Consider the following 25,606-nt stretch of genomic DNA (forward strand, 5'->3'; position numbering starts at 1 on the left):
TTAAAATTCATTTATTAATCCTTTAGAAACAAATTTTTTCTCAAAAAAACCTAAAATTATATCTACGCCTATGGCTAAAATTGAAACTGGTAAAACACCTGCGAAAATCATTGGCGCATTATAATGTGAAAGACCAGTAAAAATAACAACCCCCAAACCTCCACCGCCAATTACTGAAGCAACTGTAGCAGTTGCAATATTTATAACAGCAGAGTTTCTTAATCCTGAAAAGATTGCAGGCAAGGCTATTGGTATCTCCACCTTTTTTAAGGTTTCTTTTTCATCCATTCCCATACCTTTTGCAACTTCAATAATTTTATGATTAATACTTATTAAACCAGACGTAGTGTTAAAAATTATAGGAACCAAACCATACAAAAATAATGCTGTAATAGCTGTTAATTTGCCAATTCCCATAAATAAAAAAATAAGAGCTATAACCGCCACACTCGGTATTGATTGTGTTACTCCTGTTATAGTTAAAGCTAAATTGGTATATTTTTTTCTATTTTGCCTTGTTATAAAAATTCCTATATAAACACCAATAATAGCTGATAATAGCCAAGATAATAGAAATATAATTATATGTTCAAAGGTTCTTTGTACAATAACATCCAGATTATATATTAAATATGAAAATATATACATTTTATTCCTCCGAAAAAATAGAATCGTAATTCAGTACTCCAATTATTTTTCCGTCTTTTAAAACAGGCAGGCAATGGATATTATTTTTAAACATTATATTTAACCCTTCCAATACATTTGAATTATAATCAATGAATTCACACCTTAATTTTTTCTTTTTATTTCTCAAGTCATTTTTTGTTAAAAATCCTTCATATTTATCATTAAATAAAACATAGCAATCTTTATTTAAATCATCTATTTCATTAATATTTCTTATTGTTTTAAAATTATTGTCTATCATTTTATAAGCTTTTACAAATTCTAAAAAATTAAGCTCAGCATTTGAACCAAGTAAATTTTTAACAAAATCATTTTTCGGTTTTTTTATTATATTTATAGTTTTATCGTATTGAACTAAAGCACCATTATTGAGAATGGCTATTTTATCTCCTAATTTAATAGCTTCCCTAATATCATGTGTGACAAAAACAATGGTTTTTTTCAACTTATTTTGAATATTCAAAAAAACATCTTGAAGAATTTCTCTATTTATAGGATCTATAGCCCCAAAAGGTTCATCCATTAAAAGTATTTTTGGATTAGCAGCTAAAGCCCTTGCAACACCAACTCTCTGTCTTTGACCACCTGATAATTCTAATGGATACTTATTAATTACAGACTCATAATCTAAATTTACCAATTCAAGTAATTCTTCGACTCTTTCGTTGATCTTTTCCTTATTCCAATTTAATAATTTAGGAACTACAGCAATATTTTCATAAACTGTATAATGTGGAAATAAACCTATTTCTTGTATCACGTAACCAATACTTCGCCTTAATTGGATTTTATCAATATTATCAATAGATTTTCCGTCAAATAAAATATCTCCAGTTGTTCTTTCAATTAATCTATTAATAAGTTTTAATGTTGTAGTTTTTCCACAACCTGATGGTCCTATTAAAATGGTGATTTCACCATCTTCAACTTTCAAGCTTAAATCTTTAACAACATACTTATTACTATATTTTTTAGAAACATTAATTAATTCTATTGACATTTTATTCCCCCATAAATTACTTTATTTCTAGTTTCAACCCTCTTGGTGTAAGTAAATTTTCAATTTTCAGGAGTAAATAATTTAATCCAATTCCTAAAATAGCCAATAGCATTACTCCAGTAATTATCATTTCATATCTTCCTCTACTTAAACCTGCAAAAATAAAATATCCTAAACCTCCAGCTGCTATATAATAACCAATTGTAGCAACACCTACACCCATAACCACAGAATTTCTAATGCCAGACATTATTATTGGAAGGGATAAGGGGATTTTGATTTTAAATAGAATTTGTAGTTCTGTCATACCCATTCCACGGGCAGATTCAATAATACCTTTATCTAAAGTATGAATTGCAACTAAAGTATTTCTAATCATTGGAAGAAGTGAATAAATTACTAAAGCAATAATAGCAGGAGGTCTTCCTAAGCCTAACTTAAAAGGTGCGAGAAGTATAACCATTATTCCAAATAACGCAGGACTAGGTATTGTCATTAAGATACCTGCAATATACAATACTATTTTAGAAATTTTCTTATGTTTTGAAATAAGTAACCCCAATCCGACCCCAATAAATATTGCAAAAGGCAATGCGGTTCCTATAATTTCCAGATGATTTATCAATTCTTTTATGATTTTTTCATAATTATAAGACAAATAAGTTAAATATGACATTGTTCCACCAACTTTTCTGATATCATACTTATTATATCAGAAAATTATAATAATTTCAATTTTATATTCATATAACAAAATCATAATTGTGATTAATTTCATATATATTATTTTGACTATATTCAAAAGTTTTTACTTTAGCCGGAATACCTGCAACAAGGCAATTAGAAGGAACATTCTCTAAAACAACAGAATTTGCAGCTACAACAGCATTATTTCCAACAACAATATCACCCAAAATTTTTGCACCGGTACCCAAAATAACGTTTTTTCCAATATCTGGATGTCTTTTTCCTTTTTTTATGTGTTTTGCTCCTAAAGTTACCTGATGATATATGAGAGTCCCTTCGCCAACAGTTGCAGTAGAACCTATTACAATTCCCAATCCATGATCTATAACTATTCCTGGTTCCAATTTAGCTGCCGGATGTATGTCCATTGAATATAAAATTTTACTTATCATATATAAAAAATAAGATAAAGGATATATTTTATATTTATAAAAATAATGATAAATTCTATAAAATATCAATCCATGAAAAGCAGTATTAAAAAGTATTACACCTAATTTATACTTTGAAGCAGGATCTTTCTTTAAATATTCATTTAAATCTTGATTTAAGTAAATAAATATATTTAAAAAATCTAAAATAGCATTTATTATTATTTTCATTATCTCTCCCTCCAAATACGAGTAGTTTTGTCATAATTATTATAACACAAAATAAGATAATTTTTATCTATTTTCATGTTAAAAAAATATAAAAATAAAAACCCATACGGGTTTTTATTTTAGAATACCTTTAATTATTAGTTCTGTCGCTTCATCTTCCGTTAGTCCTTTTGCCATTAATGTTTCTAATTGCTGTGGATTAACCCTTCCTACAGAAGCTTCATGAGTTAATTCTGCTAAATCATTATTTACTCTCAAAATTGGAATGGTACTTACATGAACATTTGAACCTTTGCTAATTTCCGTACATTCAATATGTCCTTTTGAATAAGGCGCATTACCATAAGCTTCATTGATAACTTCTGCATTTGTTGAGTCTTGAGCAAAAACATACGTTTTTGCAATTCCAGAAGATTTTTCACCATTTAAATTTACTATTTCTTTTATTTCAATTTTATCATCATTTTTTCCCCAGACCTTTGATTCTAATAGCGCTTTTGCATCTTCATCTAAATCAACCGTCATGTGAATTTTCAAATTACCTGCTCTTGATTTTGTTAATTTAAATCTACTATCAAAAACAGAGTTTTTTGAAACTTTCGTATAATAATATGTTTCTAAGAATATTCCATCTTTTTCATTATGAAAATGTTCATCTTCCATAAATACAACTGAATTTTCATCAATATACATTTCTGATTCCATTTTATGATGAATTTTACCAAACGGAAATGAACAATGTGATAAAAATTTTATGTCGCAATTTTTGCCAATTTTATATGTGGATTTTATATATTGTTCTCCCTGCTTTTTTAGAAAACCAACACACATGTGTATGGGTTTATCAAGTTTTAAATTATCTTCTATTATCATTTCATATTCAACTTTTCCATTTTCTGCACTTTTAACATTTATAGTTATACCATCAACTGTATTTTTACCAAGTATTCTATCTCCGCTTATAATTATAGATACTATGTCTTTGCTTAATAAATTGCTAATATCACCACCAGCTTGCTCATATGCTTTTTCAATCATTTCAAATTCTTTTGCATAGTTTTTTTCTATATTCATAATTTCACCTCGTCTTCTGTGAATTCAACTGGAACATTTATATGAGCGCAGTTATCACATGTGGATTTGTAAACTTCAGAAACTTTTTTAGGATCACCTTCAGCTTTTATTTTTCCAGAACAAATAAGGAAAGCTTCATCAGCAATTTCAGCTATTTCTTCTCTATGAGTTATACTCAAAACAGTTCCACCATTTGCAGTTATTATTTTAAATATCCTTTCAATCATAATATTTGACATCATATCAATACCAGAATCTGGTTCATCAAAAATTGCAAATTTAGGTTTTAAAATAATTAATGAAGCCAATTCAATTCTTTTTCTTTCTCCACCTGAGAGAGTTTTATCTACTTTTCTATGTAAATAAAAGGGATTTAATCCTACTAAATTCAATATTTCAATTAGTTCAGAATCACTTAAGTTTATTCTCTTACCTAAAGTTAAATATTCTCTGACTCCTAATCCTTCATATCTTACAGGTTCTTGCCATGCCATTGTTATTCCACGCTTTGCTCTTTCTGTTATATTAAGATTTGTGATATCTTCACCGTTAAAAATTATTAAACCACCATGTTTCCTAATATATCCATCCAATCCCATGATTATTCTCGCTAATGTTGATTTGCCAACTCCATTATTTCCTAAAACAGCATAAATTTTACCTTTTTCGAACTTATAAGAAATGTCTTCAAGTATCTTTCTCGAGCCAGTTTTAAAACTTATGTTTTTTAATTCAAGCATTTTACTTCCTCCTCAAATATCAATATAATACTTATTATAATTTTATCAAATCATTGTAAAATTTCTGGATATAAAATGCATTAGAAATAAGAGTTTGTAAAAAAAGTATTAATATGTTATAATTCTCACTGAATATATATTAGAGGTGGCTCTTATGAAAAATCAATATATATTGAAAACGGAATATTTTGATATAGATTATAAAATAATTAAATCAAAAAGAAAAACGCTCTCAATCATAATTGATGAAACTGGAGAAGTTTTAGTTAAAGCACCTAAATGGTTATCAGATTTCGAAGTGAAAAAATTTGTTTTTGATAAAAGAAGTTGGATCATTTCAAAAATAATGCAATTTAAAGAAAACCCAATAACAAAAAGAAATTATGAAACAGGTGAAGAATTTTTATTTCTGGGAAAAAATTATAAATTAATGATTTTTGAAGGTAATTATGGTGTTGGTATTCAAGATAATTTTATATACATATCTTTAAAAAAAGATTTTTTTGATAATTATGAATTAAAGAGAAACATGATTATTAAATGGTATAAAAAGCAGGCAAAGAAAATAATAAATGAAAGATTAAAATATTATTCTAAATTGATGAGTTTAAATTATGGAAAAGTATATATAAGAGATCAAAAAACACGTTGGGGTAGTTGCTCTGGAAAAAATAATTTGAGTTTTAATTATAAAATAATTATGGCGCCAAAAAGAAAATTTGACTACATAATAGTTCATGAATTAGCACATATTATATATAAACATCATCAAAAATCTTTTTGGAATTATGTTGAAAAATATTGTGATGATTATATTGAAAGCCGAAAATGGTTTAGAGAAAATGGAAAAAAATTGATATTATAAGGGGGTATTTTTAAATGATAAAGATTACAGAAATAGTTGAAGAAAAAAAGAAAATATATGCAATTTCTGAAGAATCTCCATTTTACCCTGATGGAAAAGGCGGACAGCTTGGTGATAGAGGAAAAATTGGAAACGCAAATATTTTATTTGTTGAATTTAAAAATGGAAAATACTACCATTTAATTGATAAAAAGATTGAAGTGGGGGAATATAATTTTGAAATTGATGAAAAAAGAAGAAAAGATATATCTCAGCAACACACAGCACAACATATACTTTCAGCAGCTTTTGAACAAATAGCGGATTTAGATACGGTCGGTTTTAGAATGGCAGAAGAGTATACAACTATAGATTTAGAAATTCCAAACTTACCAGAAAATATTGAAAAAGAAGCTGAAAATTTATCAAATGAAATAATTCAAAAATGTTTAAATGTTGAAGAAATATTTACTACAAAAGATGAAATCTCAAAATATAATTTAAGAAAAGGTTTAAGTGATAAAGTACAGGGAGATATAAGATTAATTAAAATAGGTGATTTTGACATTAACCCATGTGGAGGTTTTCATGTTAAAAATACAGGAGAAATAGGTTTAGTAAAAATTATTTCGAAAGAAAAGGTAAAAGGAAATTTGACAAGATTATATTTTTTAGCTGGTTTTAGAGCTATAAATGATTATGATGAAAAAATAAAAATTACAAAGAATATCTCGAATTTATTAACGGCAAAAGTTGAAGATACTCCACTAAGAGTAGAAGAAACTCTAAAAAAAATGAAAGAATACAAATCAAAATATGAAAAAATTAATGAAAAATATGCTGAATTAATAGCTAAAGATATTTTTTCAAAAGCAGAAAAAATAAATAATATAAAGTTTATTTATTTAGAAACTAAAGAAGATTTTGTAAATTTTTTACCAAAATTTTTGCCCATGGATGAAGTTTTATATATAGTAAAAAAAGATAATCGTCTGGAAATTTCTTCTGGCAAAATTGATTGTAAGGAATTAATAAACAATATAAGAAAAGATTACCCACAATTAAAAGGTGGCGGAGGAAAAAATAGAGGAAGTTTAATTGGAAATATAGACATAAAAGATATTAAAAAATATATATAAGTCTAAGTAGAATCTCAAAAGAGATTCTACTTAAATTTTAATTAATATAAAAATTATTTAAGATAATTCTTTTAGATACAAAATATTCAGTAATCAATATTTTCACAAAAAAGTGATTATAATTTCCCTATTTATCAACACTTTTTTTTACCAGATACCATAAATATAAATCCAATTTTCCAATTGGTTCATTAAAATGCTCTTCTAAAATCTTTAGTCTTTTTTCGTATTCTAAATATTTATTTTTTGTCCATCCTTTTGGAATAGAATCTATCAATTCATTTTCTAACATAAGTCGGAGAATATGTTTATCTAATATAGCAACTTCACCATAACCAACATTTCTTAAAAAATGACTGGATTCTTTCCAGCCAATTCCCTTAATATTTTTCACCAAAAATTCTCTTATTTGATAATAAGGCAAAACAAATAAATGTCTTATGGTTCCAATAATCCATCTATTAGAAATTATATACTGAGCTCTTGCTTTTGGAAAACGATGTCCAACTTTTCGCAATGCATATTCCAATTCATCTGTTTCTAGTTCGGTAAAACCATTTATTCCAATTTCTTTTTGTGCTTTTATTCCACCTTTTGCACTCCAATTAGCAGTTAAAACACAAAAAGAGAGTTCAGAAAATAACTCTTCTTCACTTCCATTTTTTCCTAAAGAAACAAATTCATCCCATCTTTTTTCGACCAACGGTTTTGCTTCATCATAAATGTTTTCTATATCTTTAATTAACTTCATTTTTTCACCTCTCATTCTATTAAAAAAATGAAACTATCCAAACCAAAATAGGTGCGATAATCAATGCAGGTAAAAAATTACCAACTTTAGTATCTTTTATTTCAAGAATTTTTAATCCTATTCCTAATACCATTATACCACCAACTGCAACTAAATCATTTAAATATATTTTATCTGTTAAAAAAGATAATTGTGAGGCCAATAAAACTATGCTTCCCTGAATCACAAGAACTGAACCAGCAGAAATCATCACTCCTAATCCGTATATTGATGATAATACTGTGGAAGAAATTCCATCTAACAATGATTTTGTATAAATTAAAGTTCCATCATTTGTTAATCCAGCATTAATGGATCCAATAATAGTTAAAGGACCAACCAAAAACAAAATCGAAGACATAACAAATCCGGTAGAAAAATCTCCTTCTTGCATTGAATCTCCAATTCTTTTTAAAAAACCTTCAATATTTAATAACTCTCCAGTTAACCCACCTAATGCCATAGAACCTAAAACAATTAAAAAATTATTTGCTGACATTGACATATTTATGCCAATTCCTAAAGTAGTTAGCCCCACAGCATAAAAAAGAATGGTTTTTAGTCTATCGGGTATCCCTTTTTTAGCAGCAAGTCCTAATAAACTTCCTATTATAACGGCTAATGCATTTACAAAAGTTGGAACCATTTTATTCACCTCCAAAAACATTTAATACTTTTTTTAAAATTATAAATTTAAATGGCGAATGACCTAAACTCTCTCCATCTACTTCTAAATAAATTTTTTCCTTAGACTTTATTTCAACTTTTTTAGCTTTAAATTGTTTTACCCATTTTAATTTTACAAAGCTTCCATCAAAAATTTTCTTAATATTTTTAATAACTAATAATTTCGGAACATCCTTAACCAGTGTAATATCAAAAAATCCGTCATCTGGTATTGCGTGTGGAAGGATTTTCATTCCACCACCACTATATTTACAAATACCAACAGCCATAGTGAAAATCATTTCTTTGAAAGAATAATTATCAATTGTTATTTCAGCACTTTGAGAATTATATTTAAATAATGTTGTAAGAAGGTTTAATAAATAAGAAAATGAACCTCCTTTATTTTTCTCCTTTGACTTATTGGCATTTCTTGTAACTTCAGCATCAAAAAACATACCTGCAATATTGACAAAAAATCTTTCCAGTTTTTCATCATTTCTATAATACTCAACTCTTCCAACGTCCTGCACAAAAATACGTTTTCTTTTTAAAACATCAATTGCTTGAATATAGTTATCAGGTATTCCCACGGTTTTCCCCCAATCATTTCCTGTACCAGATGGAATAATTCCAACAACAATGTCTTCTGGATTTTTAAAATTCTGGGAAAAAACACCATTTACAATTTCATTGAATGTTCCATCTCCACCGACACAAATAATATTGCAAAACCCTTCTTTTATAGCCTCAATAGTTAAATCTTTTGCGTGCATTTTACCTTTAGTAAATGCATATTTGAAACTAAACTCTGCTTTTTTAAGATATGCTTTGATATCCGGCCATATTTCTTTTGTATTAGAACCTGCTGAATTGGGATTAACTATCACAAAAATCTTTTCCATATTATTCCTCCAGAATATGATTTATTATATTTTACCATAAAAAATAAAAAAAGTCCGCATAGCGGACCTTATCTTAAAATTGATTTTTTTAATTCGATTTTCTTATTGTTTTTAATTTTAAAAATCTCTGTTGAATTTGCTATTGTTACATATCCCTTTTCATCTTCTTTTAAGAGCTCTTCAAAAAATTCTATATCTTCTTCTGTTGAAAGATTTGGAACATATGTCATTCTAAATTCATAATCTATATTTGAGCTTCTCAGTATATTTATCGTTCTGGAAATTGTATTCCAATAATTTTCTTGAACGTTTATCAATTTACAATAATTCTCTAATTTAGCTTTTACATCCATGGCAACATAATCAATTAGATTTTTACTTATTAATTCTTCTACAATTTCAGGATCTGTTCCATTAGTATCTAATTTTACTAAATAACCAAGATCCTTTATTTTAGTAATAAAATTTGGCAAATCATTATGTATTGTTGGCTCTCCACCAGTAACGCACACAGCATTTAATCTCTTTCTTAACATGGATAATTTTTCAATAATCTTTCCTTCAGAAATTGAATTATAATCATTTGAATATGCTATTTTCCAATTATGACACCATTTGCATCTGAAATTGCAACCGCCAGTATATACTACTGCCGATATATGTTTAGGATAATCAACAAAACTAAATGTTCTTATTCCAGCTAATACCATAATATTATCAGCTCCTCAAAACCTCACTATTAATTCTAAATTGAATTCTATCTATATACTCCTGCTGCTTTCCATCATTCCAATTTTGAACTGGTCTGTAATATCCTACAACCCTTGAATATACTTCTGTATCCTTTCCGCAATGCGGACATTTAAAATGCTCTCCTGCTATATATCCATGTTCAGGACAAATAGAAAATGTCGGTGTTATGCTCATATATGGTAAAGAATAATTTTCAAAACTAAATTTAATAAATTCTTTTAAAGCTTCTGTATCTGTAATTTTTTCTCCTACAAAAATATGAACTACTGTACCACCTGTCCATTTGTTCTGTAATCCTTCTTGATGTTCTAATAAATCAAACGGATCTTCAAAATAATTTACTGGCGGGTGAACTGAATTTGTATAATATGGTTTTTCATTTGAACCAGATTGTTTTATATCTTCACCAAACTCATTTTTATCTATTCTTGCTAATCTATATGTGGTCCCTTCAGCTGGCGATGCTTCTAAGTTATATAAATTTCCAGTTTCCTTATTAAACTTATTTAATTTTTTAAGCATATAATCCATTACTTCTTGAGCAAACTCTTTACCTTCTGTACTCGCAATGCCATTTTCAATACCAAAATTCAATAACCCTTCATGCATTCCAACAAATCCAATAGTCGAAAAATGATTTGCCCAGTATTGACCTGTTAGTTTATAAACACTATCTAAATAAACCTTTGTATATGGATACAATCCTTGTTTTGTCCATTCTTCAACATATATTCTTTTTATTTCCAGACTCTCTTTTGCTAAATCCATCACTTCATCTAACATTGAGTAAAATTTATTTTTATTACCATTTGACAAATACATTAATCTCGGCATATTAATAGTAACTACTCCTACAGAACCTGTTAATGGATTAGAACCAAATAACCCGCCTCTTCTTTTTATTTCTGTATTTTCATTCTCTTTTTTATCTTCATTAACAAAACCAAATGAGAGCTGTTGCATGTGTTCTAATACCTGTCTGTTATCTAATTTTAACCTGCAACACATTGAACGAGCATCTTCGGGATTCATATCGGAATTTACATAATTTGCAAAATATGGTGTTCCGTATTTCATTGTCATAGTCATAATCATTGTCGCCACTTCGCTGTCCCAGTTAAAATCCTTTGTTATATTATATGTAGGAATTGGAAATGAAAATGGCCTTCCATCATAATCTCCTTCTAGCATTACTTCTATAAACGCTTTATTTAATATATCCATTTCTTTTTGAAATTCACTATACGTCTCTTCTTTTTCTTTACCGCCAATAATAACATGTTTATCTTTATGTGTTGAAGGCACAGTTAAATCCATAGTAATATTACTAAATGGTGATTGAAACCCTACTCTTGTTGGAACATTCATATTAAATATGAATTCCTGTATTGCTTGTTTAACTTGTTCATAATTTAAATTATCATATCTTATAAACGGAGCTAAAAGTGTATCAAAATTTGAAAATGCTACAGCACCAGCCGCCTCACCTTGCATTGTATATAAGAAGTTAACTATTTGCCCTAATGCTGTCCTAAAATGTCTTGCTGGTCCAGAAGCAACTTTTCCAGAAACACCATTAAATCCTTTTCTTAATAATTCTTCTAAATCCCATCCGACACAATATGCAGATAAAGCACCAAGATCATGTATATGCATAAATCCATTATTATGGTATTCACTTATCTTCTTATTATGCTTATCATAAACTTCATTTAACCAAAATTGTTTTGTAATTTCCTGATGAATATGATTGTTTAAACCCTGTAAAGAGTACTGCATATTTGAATTTTCTCTAACTTTCCAATCGCTGTTATTAATATAATTATAAATCAAATTCACAAAACCCCACCTCCAAAAATCAAATTTAACACGATATATTGTATCATATAATATAAATAAATACAATATGTATGTATATGTGACAAATTAAGTAGAGAAATTCCAAAATCAATATTAGAAAAACTTAGATGAAAATGTTAAGATTTTGTATAAATTTAATTTGCTTTACGAATCATTTTATGATATAATTTAAATAATAAAAATTCAAACAGGAGGGGATCATATGAAAATTCTTTTTAAAAGTGCTAATATTTATCCAATTACATCAAAACCATTTAAGGGTGATTTATTAATTGAAGATGGGAAAATAAAAGAGCTTGGTGAAAATATAAAAACACAGGCAGATAAAATAATAGATATTGAAGGGAAGTATATATTTCCAGGATTTGTAGATGCACATTCTCACATTGGTGTATTTGAAGAAGGCGTTGGTATGAGCTATCAAGATGGTAATGAAATGACAGATCCAAATACTGCACAAGTTAGAGTAATAGATGCTTTTTATCCTGAAGATGCTGCGATAAAAAGAGCATTAGAAGGTGGAGTTACTACAGTAATGGTTGTTCCTGGCAGTGCTAATCCAATAGGAGGACAGGGAGCAATTTTAAAATTTAAATCAAAAATAGTAGACGAAATGGTTATAAAAGAACCAGCAGGTTTAAAAATGGCAATGGGTGAAAATCCAAAAAGAGTATATGGTTCCCAAAACAAATTGCCAGCAACGAGATTAGGGAGTGTGGCAGTAATAAGAGAATACTTCTTAAAAGTAAAAAATTATATGAAAAAGAAAGAAAAAGAAGATTTTAACGAATTTGATTTAAAAATGGAGATTGGCGAAAAAGTGTTAAAAAGAGAAATTCCAGCTAGAATTCACGCGCACAGAGCAGATGACATATTAACAGCCATAAGATTATCTGAAGAATTTGGATTTGACCTTGTAATAGAACATGCAACTGAAGCGTATAAAATAGCGGATTACATAAAAGAAAAAAACATTCCTCTTGTATTGGGACCATTATTTGGGTTCAGAACGAAATTAGAATTAAAGGATATGTCTTTTGAAGCGTTAAGAATAATAAATGAAAAGGGAATCCTTGCAGGATTAATGTGTGATCATCCCGTATTGCATTTAGAACACGCAAATGTTCAGGCTGCATTAGGAATGAGATACGGAGCAAAAGAAGAAGACTTATTAAAAATGCTTACAATAAATCCGGCAAAAATATTGAGAATTGACAATAGAGTAGGATCATTAGAACCAGGAAAAGACGCAGATATTGTAATCTGGAATTATCACCCGTTTGACATAAAAGCAAAAGCAGAAAGTGTTTATATAGAAGGGAAAAAAGTGTTATAAAACTTTTAAAAATAGCCTGAAAAAATTCCAGGCTATTTTATTTATTATTTTTCCACACTACAATTTTATCAAAAAATCAAAAAAAACATGCTTTATTCTTTATTAGCAGATAAAAATTCTGGATTTTGATAAGCAGGATTTGGATACTTATAAAATCCTTCTCCGGTTTTAATTCCCTTTTTACCTTTATCAATATAATTTTTTTTACAGTATTCAGCCATTTTCAGTGACTCTTCATCATTATTAATTTTACCATTTCTTAAAGCGATATTATATACAGTATCCATACCAACCATATCAATAATACCAAAAGGTCCTATTTTTGCTCCAGTACTAATCATCCATGTTTTATCAATACTATATGGATCTGATATACCTCTAAAAAGAAGAGTTCTTGCTGCTTTTAATAAAGGAACTAATTTAAAAAATGTTTATATTATCAGCAGCGGATTTTGCTGAAGATAAAGCCCATTGAATATTATAACCGCCACTATCCCCATCGACATCAAGAACTTCTCCGATAAAATAAAGATTTCTTATAAGTTTTGATTCCATTGTTTTTGAATTTATTTCTTTTGTATCAACACCACCAGCAGTCACCATCGCAACATCAAAACCACCCAGCTTTTCAATAAAAAATTCATGATTATATAAATAATTTATTATTTTATTTCGTTCATTTTTATTTATAGAATTGCATTTTTTACTTTTATCAAACTTCAAAGTTTTAAACATAATTGCTACAAATCTTTTTGTCAAATTATATTTTTGTCTTAAAATATCATAAAGACTTTTATTTTTATTATTATCCAAAACATTTAAAAAGTCAATTCTAAAAAGATCTTCGTTTTTAAAGTCGACAAAAGATATTTTTATTTTTTTTCCATTTTTCAAATATCTTGAAGAATTTAAAATTACAGGCCCTGAAAAACCTTTATGTGTAAACAATAGTGTTCCTTTAAAAAGTTTTTTATTTATCTTAAGCATGATTTCCATAGAACTTCCAGATAAATCAGAAAATAAATAGTCTTTTATTATTATAGGTGTTAATGCGGGTTTTGGAGTTATTATATTGTGTCCAAATCGTTTTGCAAAATTAAAACCGTCTCCTGTTGTGCCTAGTGCTGGATAAGATTTTCCACCAGTTGAAATAACCAGAATTTTAGATAAAAAAGTCCCTTTATTTGTTTTAATATAAAATTTATCTTCTCTTCTTTCGATATTTATTACTTTCAAATTTCTTTTTACTTCAATTTTACCTTTATCTTTTATTTTTTTCAAAATCCAGTTTAAAACCGTTCGAGAATTCATTGTTTTTGGAAAGACTTTACCTTCATCCGTAATTATATATTCAAAATCGACCTCTTTAAGTAAATCTTCATTTGAATAATTGTACAGAGTTTTTTTTACAAAATTTTTTTTATCTCCATAATGAGATATCAATTCATTAACAGGATTGATATTGGTAAAATTACATTTTCCTCCGCCGGATACCAATAATTTTTTTGCAACTTTTTCATTTTTCTCTAAAATAAGAACATCTTTATCATTTATATTTGCTGCACAAAATAATCCTGCCGGTCCTCCGCCAATAATTATCACATCATGCACTTTCATTCCTCCAATTAAAAATGGACAGCCAATGACTGTCCAATATAATTATCTATAATAATTATTCATCATCAAAAATCTCATCTATTATATTTTTATAAAATTCTATAATAGTATTATACCCGGATAAAAAAATATCAATTGAAATTTTTTTATTTTTAAGATTATTAAATGTGGAGTTATTATATTTAATACTTGAAATTAATACATCCTGTCTGGTTATTGTAATATCATCGCTGTATAAATAATAGTTAATGTTATATCTGTTGTAAAAATGGATCAAAAGATTATTCATATCTATAATTTTAATTTTAGAATCTTTTGCGATTTTTGAAACGTAGTCAGACAGTTCAACTAACTTTTGAGTAAAACGTAATAAATTATCTCTATATTTAATAGCATTTTTCGGATCTAAACTTTCCATCTTTTTCTCTATTTTATAAGCTATAACAACTGTATACAATGGGTCTGACCATAAAAAAGGATTTTTTTGATAAGGATAATATAATACACCTTCAGATAAAACAATTTTATTGGAATCATTTTTAAAAGATATTTCATTATTTAAAAGTATAATTAAATCCATATTACTATATATATTTTCATCAAAAGTTGCATTTTTAAAATCTTCAGATGAATTGAATAGGTTTATTATATTAGCTTCTGGAGAAATTTCTCTAACAATAAGTTCTAAAGGTTTTATAGAAGTAAGTATGTTTAATGCAAAAAAACGACTGTTGATAATTAAAATAATAAGTATAGTAAAGAAAATGTTTAGATTTTTCATATTTGCCCTCCAATGATTAGTCAAAAAGTATTATAACACAAAATATAAAAAAAGAAAAACCGAAAAATAAATATTCTATTTTATAAAATATAAAAGTAAAATATAAAATAATATATATAATATATGAGAAAATATAAAATAATACTTGACAAAATATAAAAAATATTTTATAATATCATATATGAGGAGGTGATTTGTATGGTGGGAGCCATTATCTTATTATTTTATGGAGTAGTATTGATTTTTCTGGGAGCGAAATATTTTTGGGCATTCTTTTTTATTGGTTTAGGTACATATATACTTTATACTTATTATTCTGCTTTTAAACGGAAAAAAATGCAGAAAAAAATTTTAGAAAAATCAATTATTAAATTAATAAAAGAAAATGCCCCTGAAACAGCAGCACATATAATTGCAGAAAAAATAAAATATCCCATAGGAACAAAATTTGTAATTAATGTAAATTCTGTTGATACAAACGTTAAATTGGTTTTTCCGTTAGGAATCTTAATTTCTATGAAACCGATATTATATACTCTAAAACCATTTTTAAAAGAAGCTTTAAAATCGAATTTTTCAAAAAAAGGAATAAAAATAGATTTTGATTTTAATATAATCATAAACATGATTATTGAAGCGATTGATTATCTTTCGGAATTTTATGGTGAATTTATAGATGTAGAAACAGATGAAGGAAAAACAAAGATAAAAATATACGTTGCTTAAAAAAGTAAAATATATTATTTTTAAAATCAAGTGATAATTATAATAGTTTGTTAAAGAGGTGATAATATGTATAAAGCACTTACAATTTGCCCAATTTGTGGAGAAAAAATGCATATAGAAGTTTTACGATGTTCAAAATGCAACTCTAAATTAGAAGGTATTTTTGAGATGAATGAATTTGCCTCTTTGAGTAGTGAAAATGTTGAATTTTTGAGGCTTTATTTGTTAAATAGAGGAAACTTATCAAAAGTTTCGGAAGTATTAAAAATATCTTATCCAACTACTTTAAACAAATTTAATAAGCTCTTATCTGACTTAGGATATGTTTCAACTGAAGAAATAAATACAGATATAAAGCAGGATAATACAAATCTTGAAAAAAAGAAGATTATCGATGATTTAGAAAAAGGATTAATAAGTCCAAAAGATGCAATTGAAAAATTAAAATTATTAAAGGGGGTAAAATAATGAAAGAAGAATTGATAAGAATTTTAAACATGGTTAAAAACGGAACTGTAGAAATTGAAGAAGCAGCAGAACTAATAGAAACATTTTATGACACCAAAAACACAAAAAGCAATTCAACTCAAAAAAGAAAATTAGTGATTAAAGTTAACTCTTCAAACGGAGATAAGGTCAATGTCAAAATTCCGTTGGGATTAATAAAAATGGCAAAAGCAATGATACCATTAAGTCTTGCTCAGCAAGGAGCCAATATGAGTAAGGAACAAATTGACCAGATTATGGAAGCATTGGAGAATATTAACTTTGATGAATTTGAAGGTGAAAATATAATTGATGTTAATTCTGAAGACGGAGATATTGTTAAAATTTATATTGAATAATAATTAAATTTCAAAAAATCTCTTGACTAATTTAAATTTTAATGGTATAATAATTCTGGTTTTGCCGAGATGGCGGAATTGGCAGACGCGGTGGACTCAAAATCCACTGAGGGTGAAACCTCGTGTGGGTTCAAGTCCCACTCTCGGCACCATTATACCGGCTTTAAAAAAGGCCGGTTTTTTTGTTATAATTACATAGGAATAAAAAAAAATCTGGAGGTGAATTTATGGCAAAAATCGCTTTTACTTATGAAATTCCTGAAATAGCAGAAAAAAAATTAATTAACGCAGGATTTGAAGTATGGATTAACAGAAAAAACGAAACGTTATCTCATGAAGAAATTGTTAATCTGGCAAAAGAATATGATGCTTTAATAACTTTATTAAGCGATAGAATAGATGAAGAAGTAATTCGCACTGGAAAAAATGGTAATTTAAAAATTATTTCCAATTATGCTGTTGGATATAATAATATTGATGTTGAATCTGCTAAAAAAGCTGGAATTTATGTAACAAACACACCAGGTGTTTTAAGTGATGCTACTGCTGATTTAGCCTGGGCATTATTATTTGCCGTTGCAAGAAAAATTGTTGAAAGTGATAAGTTTGTTAGAAATGGGGAATTTGTAGGTTGGAGACCTAAATTATTTTTGGGTTATGATATTAAAGGAAAAACTCTTGGTATAATTGGGATGGGGAGAATTGGAAAAGAAATGGCAAAAAGGGCTAAAGGGTTTGAAATGAATATCTTATATTACAAAAGAAATAAATTAAATGAATTAGAAGAAAAAGAATTAGGTGTTAAATTTGCTCCTTTAGAAGAATTGATGAAAAAATCTGATTTCATATCATTACATACACCATTAACCGATGAAACTCATCATTTACTTGATGAAAAAGAATTTTCACTAATGAAGCCCAATGCAATTATTATAAATACTGCAAGAGGTCCTGTTATAAATGAAAAAGTTTTAATAAAATACTTAAAAGAAAGAAAAATCGCCGGTGCTGGATTAGATGTATATGAAGAAGAACCACATATTCCACAAGAACTTTTAGATTTGGATAATGTTGTATTAACGCCTCATACTGGTAGTGCAACATTCGAAACACGAAATAAAATGGCTGAAATGGTTGCAGAAAATGTTATAGCTGCATTAAAAGGAGATGTTCCACCGAACAATGTATATTGATTTAATAAATATATATAATAAACTATCAGAAATATATATTATACCAGATGGTTGGTGGCCAGGAGAGAATAAATTTGAAATTATGATTGGAGCGCTATTAACACAAAATACAAACTGGAATAATGTAGAAAAATCATTAAAAAATATTAAATCACAAAATTTATTATCACCAGAAAAACTATATTACTTAAATATTGAAAAATTAGAAGAATTAATAAAGCCATCTGGCTTTTACAAAGTTAAGGCAAAATATCTAAAAAACCTATTAGAATGGTTCAAAATTTATAATTTTTCATTTGAATTGTTGAGTAAAAAAAATGTGAAAATATTAAGAAAAGAGCTTCTTTCTGTTAAAGGTATAGGAAATGAAACTGCAGATTCCATTTTACTATATTCTTTAAACAAATTGAGTTTTGTAATTGATGCATATACTATAAGAATGTTTTCGAGATTTGGTATTGAAATAAAGAAAAATTATATTGTATACAAAAATTTTTTTGAGAAAAATTTACCTGAAGATTTGATAATATACAAAAATTTTCACGGTTTAATAGTTGAACATTCTAAAAATATATGCAAAAAAAAGCCCTTGTGTGATATGTGTGTCTTTAGATTAAAATGTAAAAAATTTCATAACAATAAAAATAATATTGATTTTATGTAAAAAATATATTATAATAATGTTATACGAAAATTTAAAAGTTTGTCTAAAAAATAATGTTAGGGGGAATTTTTATGAAAAAAAGTAGTCTTTATGTGAAGTTAGGTATACCAATAGTTCTGTTTGTTTTATTATCTCTCATTACATATATTTCAACTTTTACCATCACTAAAATGCAAAAAGATGATGGTTTAGTTGTAAATCTTGCAGGAAGACAGAGAATGTTAACTCAAAGGATGTCGAAAGAAGCTTTAACTTATTATATATATAATGATCAAAAAACAAAAGATAGTTTATTAAATACAATAAAGGTCTTTGATACTACTTTAAACGCATTAAAAGATGGTGGAAAAGCTCCTTTTGATCTCGCATGGGAAAAAATGGTAAACGTTCCACCAGCACAACCTGAGGCTAAGGCTCAGCTTGAAAAAATAAAATCATTATGGGATGAATTTTATGCGCATATGGATAAATTTCTAGAAAATGATGATGAAAATTCTTTAAAATATATATTAGAAAATAATATTCCATTGCTTGTTGAGATGAATAAAGGAGTAACTTTATTCCAAAAAGAATCGGAAAAAAAGGTTTCTTTGATGAAACAAATTCAATTAACTTTATTTATTATTAATCTTTTAATAGGTATTTATGCATTTTATGCTTTGAAAAAATCGCTTACCCCTTTAAAAGATCTTGAAAAAATTGCAGAAGGTGATTTAACAGTTTCGGCAAATATCACATCAAACGATGAAATTGGCATTATAGCAAAAAAAATGTACCATCTTGTTGGAGAAAAATTAAGGCCAACATTTGATTTTATAAAGCGAAGTATGGAAGGTATTAAAATTTCTTCAGATAATGTTTCGGGTAGTGCTCAGGAAGCAAACGCAATTATAGAAGAATTCAAAGCTGGTTTTGATATGATGGCGGAAGAATCTAAAATAATGGAGAGAGAAACTGATAGAACAGCCGATTCTATTAAAGAGATATCTCGTTCAACTGATGAAGTCGCAAATGCTGCAATTGACCTTGCAAATGTTGCAGGTGTTTTAGAACAAGCAACAAATGAAGGTAAAAATGTAATGTTTTCTTTAGAAGAAGCTATAACAAATGCTTCTAAAGAAACATTAAAAACCATTGAAGAAATAAAAGAACTTGAAAATTATGCAGGAAAAATTACAGAAGTTATAGATCAAGTTTCAAATATTGCAGAACAAACAAATTTATTAGCATTAAATGCAGCAATTGAAGCTGCAAGGGCTGGTGAAGCTGGAAAAGGTTTTGCTGTTGTTGCAGATGAAATACGAAAATTAGCTGAAGAGACAAGAAAAGCCACTGATGAAATTTCCAGTATTTTAGGGTCTATAAAAACAAATGTTGAAAAATCAACGAAACAAATTTTTTCAGTAAAAGATACCGTTGAAAAAGTTACAAAAAATTCTTCAGTATTAAATGACGAACTAAACAAAATTTTAGGACAAACATCTATTCTCTCAGAAAGGGCTCAAACATTAGCTGCTTCAGCAGAAGAACAAAATGCATCATCTCAAACAATTGCAGAAGCTTTCGCCAATGTAAATGAATCGCTTAATAGATATTTTGAAAACGTTCAAAACATGAAAGAATCCAGCAATGAAATACAGGCAATGTCTGATAATTTAGCAGAAATAGCTTCTGATTTGCAAACAAGTGTTGATTTATTAAATAATGCTCTATCTGAATTTAAATTCTAAAATTATATAAAAACTTATATAAAAAATCCCCTTTGTAATACAAAGGGGATTTTTTTAGTTTTATAGGTTGTCTAAAAAGTTTCAAATGAAATGAAGACTCGAAGATTGCCCTTACACGCTACTGCGGGTATTGATTTAAATATTTTTGATTTTATAAAAAACTTTTGAGCTACCGCTCACCTACGGTGGGTTATTGGATTAAAAAATTGGATTTTAATAAAAAAACCTTTGAGCTATTGCTCTCTTACAGCAGGTAATTGGAAAAAATAATTTTTATTATATAATTATAAATCCTTTTTCCTTAGATTTTTTATACCTAAAAAATCTAAGCGTAAATGTAAGCCGTCAAAATTATATGGACATAATTTTGAGCGAAACAATACACGATGTATTGTTTGAGCGACGGCTGAGAATGAATAATTTTAAGGATTAGCAATCGAGCTGTCTGAGTGAATTTGACTTTTTAGACAATCTTAAAAATTATTTAAATAAAACCAGAAACATTATATTAATATAATAATGATATAATTATAACATCTTATTAAAAAAAGGGGTGAAAGTATGAAGAATTTAATATTTATATCAATATCTATTATTATTTTTAGCATTGTATCATTTGGTTTTGAAGTATCTGGATCATATTTTATGGAATTATCTGGATATGAAAGAACTTTTTACGGACTAAAAGTCACATTTGCCGATAAAAATATAATTGGTTTAGAACTAGGTGTATTTTCTCCTACAGATATAATTGAAACTGGGGAAATAACTTATTTACAACCAACAACATTTATATTGTTGCAAATACCATTAAAATATTTAAAAATATATGGTGGAATAAGTCCTATTATTCAGTTTTATGACAACAAATTTTCGCTATATTCTTATACGATGTATTTGACAAAAGCTGGTATTGCATTATATTTAGGTCCTTTTGTAATTTCAGGTGGAATGAATACTGTATTTGATTTATCTTTTCAACAAACTTTTGGTATTTATGGCATTTTTGCAAATTTAGGTTTTAGATTTTAAGGGGGGAGAATATGAGAAAAAATTTTTATACAATTATCCTTTTATTATTTTCGATATTTTTAATTTCATCGTGTCAAAAAATAGACCCTTTACTGGGAAATAGTAATATTGGCGGAGTTGCGGAATTAAGTAATAGCGAAAATCATGAGAATATAAAAGTTTCTATAGATGGATTAGAAAGTTCTGGTGAGGGATTTAGCCCTATTAATACTATATCTGAAATCGGGAAAAGTATTACTAATTCTAATGGTAATTTTAAAATAGAAAATATACCTGCAGGAAATTATATCATTAAAGCAGAACATGAAGGATATTTTCCAACTAAACAATTCATTGAAGTAAAAGAAGAATCTGAGATTACTCTTGATTCATCTTTAATTCTTTATCCATTAGGAGATTATGGTATGCTTGAAGGTAATGTTAAATTCATCGATAAGAGTATTCATAGTGGGATTTTATTAGAAATTAGAACTCCAGAAGGAGAACCATTACCAGGAATGTTTACTTTTTCTAATGAAGAAGGTAACTATTATTTCGATTTTATTCCTATTGGTAATTATGTTATATATGCTCGTGATCCTTCCGAGAATTCCAATTATTCGTCAGATGCTGCTCCTATAATTATTGAAAATACAAAAACTACTAATGCTCCTGATTTAATATTAAGGAAAGCTGCTGAACATGTTGTTATTTTTAGAGATTTAGCACCTTGGAGTTCTCCAGATGCAATTCCGAATATTTTAATTGATATAGGGTTTACAGAAGGTTTGGGTATAAATCAATATGAAATCAAAAATTCTAATGATATAAATAATATTGATTCATTTGATCCAACTTGGGCAATTATTATCGAGGGAGATCAGTCTACAAGTTTTTACGATATATATAAAGCCAATTCTGAAAAATTCGATTCTTTTGTTAATAATGGTGGAACATTGTTCTGGGTTGCTTGTGATAATGGTTGGAATGGTGGGAATTTTACCGGAACACTTCCAGGAGGTGTGACTTGGAGAGATTATTATGATAATTACAATGAAATTATAAATAAAACACATCCTTTATTATATGAATTTCCAAATGAACGTTATTTATATGGAAATTATGCAAGTCACGGAGGATTTGATAATTTAGAAGATAGTGATATAGAAAATCCTGTAGTATTTATTAAAGAATCAACATCATATGAACAATATTCAACATATATTGAATATAGATATGGAAATGGTAGAGTTATAGCTTCAACCACTCCACTTGAATATTATGTGGAAAATCCTAACAATGATAGTGAATGGTTTGTTTTATTACTTAGAAGATCTATAGAATATGTATTTAATATGAATTTAAGTCCATCAAATATTGTTGAATAATATATTTTCCAAACCTCAGTCTAAAGACTGAGGTTTTCTTTTTTATATGATATATGTTATAATTATTTTGAATATTTTATTGGAGGCGATAATGTGAAAATAACAGGTATTGTTGACAATTTTAAAATTCATCCTTTATTAAAACGTGATTGGGGACTTTCAATATTTATTGAAAATAACAATAAAACACTGCTTTTTGATACAGGAAACGATTACAGAATTTTAGAACATAATATTAAACATTTAGGGTTAGAAAATAAATTTAAAAAAATAAACTATTTATTTTTAAGCCATTATCATAATGACCATACAGGAGGTTTGGAATATATATTATCAAATTCTATAATTGACAAGGTTTTTATTCCTGCTAAATTTCCAGACAATCTGATAAAAAAAATAAAAGAAAAATCCGAAATTGTAATTTGTAATACTATCACAAAAATAGATGAAAATATTTATTCTACAGGAACATTCGACGCAGATATTCCAGAACATTCTATTGTGTTAAAAACAAAAAAAGGGATAATAGTAATTGCAGGGTGTGCTCATCCAAAAATAGAAAATATTTTAACCTTTTCAAAAGAACATTTTGATGAAAAACTTCATGCTGTTATAGGTGGATTTCATTTTTATAAATTGTATGAAGAAAAATTATTTATTCGCCTGGATAGGATTAAAAAGACTGGCGTGGAATTTTTATTACCTTCACATTGTACAGGAATTGAAGCTATTAATGTTATGAATGTTGAATTTAAAGGTAGAATTATTAAATTTGGTGCAGGAACTGTATTGGAAATATGAATAGGAGGGGAAATTTTGAACATCTTAGATAATAAAGTGCTTGAAAAACGAAAAGGTTTAAATGATATAATAGAAGACCTTAAATTCATTTTAAAAACAATAAAAAAAGACCATGCTCTTGAAGAAATAAAGAAACGTTTAAATGAACCTTATACATTTATGATTGTTGGGGAAGTAAACTCAGGAAAAAGCAGCTTTGTTAATGCATTGCTTAAAAGTAAAGAATTGGCAAAAGTTTCTCCCCAAACATGTACAGATAAAATAAATATTATAGAATATTCTAACAAACCATATGAAAAAGAATTACCAGATAAATACACTAAATATATTGGAAGACCTTTTGAAATATTAAAAAATATTAGAATTGTAGATACTCCAGGAACAAATAGTATGGTTACTGAACATGAAAAAATTACCGAATCATTTATACCAAATGCTGACCTTATTATATTTGTTTTTCCTGCGAATAACATTGAAGCAGGTAGTGCCTGGAATTTTTTTGAAAAAATTGTAAAAAAATATAATAAAAATATTATAATAGTTCTCACAATGAAAGATATTGCAAAAGATGAACAAATCAAAATTAATTATGAAAATGCTAAAATACGCGCCAAAGATAAAGGAAAAGAAGTTCCGGTATTTATAACTTCTTCAGATTTGGAATTTGAAGGTATTAGTGATTCTGGATTTGAAGAAATAAGGAATTTTATATTAAATACAGTAACAGGTAGTAAAAGAGAATTTGGAAAATTAGAATCTTTAGCCAATCAAATAAGAACATTGATAAATTCTATAAAAGAAGACATATATGATAGAAAAAATAATTTATCAAATCAGGAAAATATATTAAACACAATAGAAAAAAATATAGAAATATCAAAAAAGAATTCTTTGAATGAGGTTGAATTATGGATAAAAATAATATTAGAAAATTATAGAAATACGGCAAAAAAAATAAAAAGGAAATTAGAAGAAGAAATAACACTCTGGAATCTATTAAAAAGAGCATTTTCAAAAACTCAAAATCTAAAAATTCTGGAAGATGAAATAAAAGATATATTTATTAATAACCTTTTAGAATCTACCAAACAAATATCTGCAGAAAGATCTTCAAAATTTATCGAAAATATAAAAAATATGTTGAATAGAAATTTAGAAGAATTAAAAAATATAGAAAAAAATATAGACTTAAAAGATATGTTTTATGATTTTGGAGAACAAAGAAAAAAATTAATAGAAAATACTATAGAAAAAATCGATTCATATATAAAAGAAGAAAAATTCTTAGAACTAATAAAAGAAGAAAAATTAAAATCAATTAATACTACAGTATTTAGCGGAACTGGATTGTCTGTATTAGGGATTATAATAATGATATCAACACAGATTTCTATATTTGATATAAGTGGTGGAATTATAACAGGTATAGGAGTTATGACAGGAACGCTTTTTGCTGCTTTTAAAAAGAAAAAAATACTAAGAAAGATTGGAAAAAAGTTTGATGAAGGTGAAGAAATAATTAAAAACAATTTAGAATCGAATTTATATGGAATAGTCGATTTAATTTACAATGATATTGATATTCTATTTTCAGATTTTAAATCTAATATATTAAAGGAAAAGGAAACAGTTGAAGAATTAGAAAAAACACTAAATAGATATATAAAAAAAATTGATGATTATATTAATTCTTTGGAGGGGTAA

27 protein-coding genes and 1 tRNA gene are annotated in these 25,606 nt (G+C 27.2%); 14 read left to right on the plus strand and 14 right to left on the minus strand.

Going from position 1 to position 25,606, the window contains the following annotated elements:
• From X274_RS01025 to X274_RS01050, 6 genes are all read right to left on the minus strand, one after another.
• Entirely contained in the window at positions 1-648 is a 648-nt protein-coding gene (locus tag X274_RS01025) for an ABC transporter permease (RefSeq protein WP_047264915.1), read from the minus strand.
• A 1-nt stretch (position 649) separates the two neighbouring features.
• Positions 650-1,690, minus strand: coding sequence for an ABC transporter ATP-binding protein (locus X274_RS01030; RefSeq protein WP_047264916.1), 1,041 nt, complete (start codon positions 1,688-1,690; stop codon positions 650-652).
• A 16-nt stretch (positions 1,691-1,706) separates the two neighbouring features.
• The gene (locus X274_RS01035; RefSeq protein WP_047264917.1) at positions 1,707-2,366 is read right to left on the minus strand and encodes an ABC transporter permease; all 660 of its coding nucleotides are present in this window, start codon (positions 2,364-2,366) and stop codon (positions 1,707-1,709) included.
• A gap of 67 nt (positions 2,367-2,433) precedes the next feature.
• Positions 2,434-3,039 carry a serine O-acetyltransferase EpsC gene (gene epsC / locus X274_RS01040; protein ID WP_047264918.1) on the minus strand — a complete coding sequence of 202 codons (606 nt, stop codon included), beginning with the start codon at positions 3,037-3,039 and terminating at the stop codon, positions 2,434-2,436.
• A gap of 114 nt (positions 3,040-3,153) precedes the next feature.
• The gene (locus X274_RS01045; protein WP_047264919.1) at positions 3,154-4,113 is read right to left on the minus strand and encodes a SufB/SufD family protein; all 960 of its coding nucleotides are present in this window, start codon (positions 4,111-4,113) and stop codon (positions 3,154-3,156) included.
• A complete protein-coding gene (locus tag X274_RS01050) occupies positions 4,110-4,853 on the minus strand; it encodes an ATP-binding cassette domain-containing protein (protein WP_047264920.1) in 744 nt (247 codons plus the stop codon). The genes X274_RS01045 and X274_RS01050 overlap by 4 nt, the downstream gene beginning before the upstream one ends.
• 154 nt (positions 4,854-5,007) lie before the next feature.
• Between X274_RS01050 and X274_RS01055 the strand changes: the two genes are divergently transcribed.
• Positions 5,008-5,718: a M48 family metallopeptidase gene (locus X274_RS01055; RefSeq protein ID WP_047264921.1), complete on the plus strand. Its 711-nt coding sequence runs from the start codon at positions 5,008-5,010 to the stop codon at positions 5,716-5,718.
• Between the two features lie 14 nt (positions 5,719-5,732).
• Positions 5,733-6,836, plus strand: coding sequence for an alanyl-tRNA editing protein (locus tag X274_RS01060; protein ID WP_047264922.1), 1,104 nt, complete (start codon positions 5,733-5,735; stop codon positions 6,834-6,836).
• Positions 6,837-6,963: 127 nt separating this feature from the next.
• Here the strand turns inward: X274_RS01060 and X274_RS01065 are convergent, their stop codons facing one another.
• The 5 genes from X274_RS01065 to X274_RS01085 form a co-directional block, all read right to left on the minus strand.
• Positions 6,964-7,587 (minus strand): N-glycosylase/DNA lyase, encoded by a 624-nt coding sequence (locus X274_RS01065; RefSeq protein WP_047264923.1) that lies wholly within the window; start codon positions 7,585-7,587, stop codon positions 6,964-6,966.
• A gap of 19 nt (positions 7,588-7,606) precedes the next feature.
• Positions 7,607-8,272 (minus strand): DUF554 domain-containing protein, encoded by a 666-nt coding sequence (locus X274_RS01070; RefSeq protein WP_047264924.1) that lies wholly within the window; start codon positions 8,270-8,272, stop codon positions 7,607-7,609.
• A 1-nt stretch (position 8,273) separates the two neighbouring features.
• A complete protein-coding gene (locus tag X274_RS01075; protein WP_052913107.1) occupies positions 8,274-9,197 on the minus strand; it encodes a diacylglycerol/lipid kinase family protein in 924 nt (307 codons plus the stop codon).
• 68 nt (positions 9,198-9,265) lie between these two features.
• A complete protein-coding gene (locus X274_RS01080; RefSeq protein WP_047264925.1) occupies positions 9,266-9,907 on the minus strand; it encodes an anaerobic ribonucleoside-triphosphate reductase activating protein in 642 nt (213 codons plus the stop codon).
• 7 nt (positions 9,908-9,914) lie between these two features.
• Complete coding sequence (locus tag X274_RS01085) at positions 9,915-11,789, minus strand: ribonucleoside triphosphate reductase (protein WP_047264926.1); 1,875 nt, start codon at positions 11,787-11,789, stop codon at positions 9,915-9,917.
• Between the two features lie 223 nt (positions 11,790-12,012).
• Between X274_RS01085 and X274_RS01090 the strand changes: the two genes are divergently transcribed.
• On the plus strand, positions 12,013-13,146 hold the full coding sequence (locus X274_RS01090; RefSeq protein WP_047264927.1) for an amidohydrolase: 1,134 nt from the start codon (positions 12,013-12,015) through the stop codon (positions 13,144-13,146).
• Positions 13,147-13,238: 92 nt separating this feature from the next.
• On the opposite strand, the gene X274_RS01095 is transcribed toward X274_RS01090, so the two are convergent.
• The 3 genes from X274_RS01095 to X274_RS01105 form a co-directional block, all read right to left on the minus strand.
• A complete protein-coding gene (locus X274_RS01095; protein ID WP_084822580.1) occupies positions 13,239-13,520 on the minus strand; it encodes a 3-hydroxyacyl-CoA dehydrogenase family protein in 282 nt (93 codons plus the stop codon).
• Positions 13,521-13,566: 46 nt separating this feature from the next.
• Complete coding sequence (locus X274_RS01100) at positions 13,567-14,757, minus strand: NAD(P)/FAD-dependent oxidoreductase (RefSeq protein WP_052913108.1); 1,191 nt, start codon at positions 14,755-14,757, stop codon at positions 13,567-13,569.
• A 61-nt stretch (positions 14,758-14,818) separates the two neighbouring features.
• Positions 14,819-15,544, minus strand: a complete 726-nt coding sequence (locus X274_RS01105) for a metal ABC transporter solute-binding protein, Zn/Mn family (protein WP_047264930.1) — start codon at positions 15,542-15,544, stop codon at positions 14,819-14,821.
• Positions 15,545-15,742: 198 nt separating this feature from the next.
• Between X274_RS01105 and X274_RS01110 the strand changes: the two genes are divergently transcribed.
• From X274_RS01110 to X274_RS01160, 11 genes are all read left to right on the plus strand, one after another.
• On the plus strand, positions 15,743-16,270 hold the full coding sequence (locus X274_RS01110; protein ID WP_047264931.1) for a hypothetical protein: 528 nt from the start codon (positions 15,743-15,745) through the stop codon (positions 16,268-16,270).
• A gap of 66 nt (positions 16,271-16,336) precedes the next feature.
• Positions 16,337-16,738, plus strand: coding sequence for a DUF2089 domain-containing protein (locus tag X274_RS01115; RefSeq protein WP_047264932.1), 402 nt, complete (start codon positions 16,337-16,339; stop codon positions 16,736-16,738).
• Positions 16,738-17,115, plus strand: coding sequence for an SHOCT-like domain-containing protein (locus X274_RS01120; RefSeq protein WP_047264933.1), 378 nt, complete (start codon positions 16,738-16,740; stop codon positions 17,113-17,115). The genes X274_RS01115 and X274_RS01120 overlap by 1 nt, the downstream gene beginning before the upstream one ends.
• Positions 17,116-17,178: 63 nt before the next feature.
• A tRNA-Leu gene (locus X274_RS01125) sits at positions 17,179-17,267 on the plus strand.
• A 75-nt stretch (positions 17,268-17,342) separates the two neighbouring features.
• Complete coding sequence (locus X274_RS01130) at positions 17,343-18,308, plus strand: 2-hydroxyacid dehydrogenase (protein ID WP_047264934.1); 966 nt, start codon at positions 17,343-17,345, stop codon at positions 18,306-18,308.
• Positions 18,298-18,972 (plus strand): endonuclease III domain-containing protein, encoded by a 675-nt coding sequence (locus X274_RS01135; RefSeq protein ID WP_084822581.1) that lies wholly within the window; start codon positions 18,298-18,300, stop codon positions 18,970-18,972. The genes X274_RS01130 and X274_RS01135 overlap by 11 nt, the downstream gene beginning before the upstream one ends.
• A 71-nt stretch (positions 18,973-19,043) precedes the next feature.
• Positions 19,044-20,702: a methyl-accepting chemotaxis protein gene (locus tag X274_RS01140; protein ID WP_047264935.1), complete on the plus strand. Its 1,659-nt coding sequence runs from the start codon at positions 19,044-19,046 to the stop codon at positions 20,700-20,702.
• A gap of 561 nt (positions 20,703-21,263) precedes the next feature.
• On the plus strand, positions 21,264-21,734 hold the full coding sequence (locus tag X274_RS01145) for a hypothetical protein (protein WP_047264936.1): 471 nt from the start codon (positions 21,264-21,266) through the stop codon (positions 21,732-21,734).
• Positions 21,735-21,745: 11 nt separating this feature from the next.
• On the plus strand, positions 21,746-23,101 hold the full coding sequence (locus X274_RS01150) for a hypothetical protein (protein WP_052913109.1): 1,356 nt from the start codon (positions 21,746-21,748) through the stop codon (positions 23,099-23,101).
• Between the two features lie 93 nt (positions 23,102-23,194).
• Entirely contained in the window at positions 23,195-23,902 is a 708-nt protein-coding gene (locus tag X274_RS01155; protein ID WP_047264937.1) for an MBL fold metallo-hydrolase, read from the plus strand.
• A gap of 15 nt (positions 23,903-23,917) precedes the next feature.
• Positions 23,918-25,606: a dynamin family protein gene (locus tag X274_RS01160; protein WP_047264938.1), complete on the plus strand. Its 1,689-nt coding sequence runs from the start codon at positions 23,918-23,920 to the stop codon at positions 25,604-25,606.

The organism is Marinitoga sp. 1155 (assembly GCF_001021175.1).
Classification (GTDB): Bacteria; Thermotogota; Thermotogae; order Petrotogales; family Petrotogaceae; genus Marinitoga.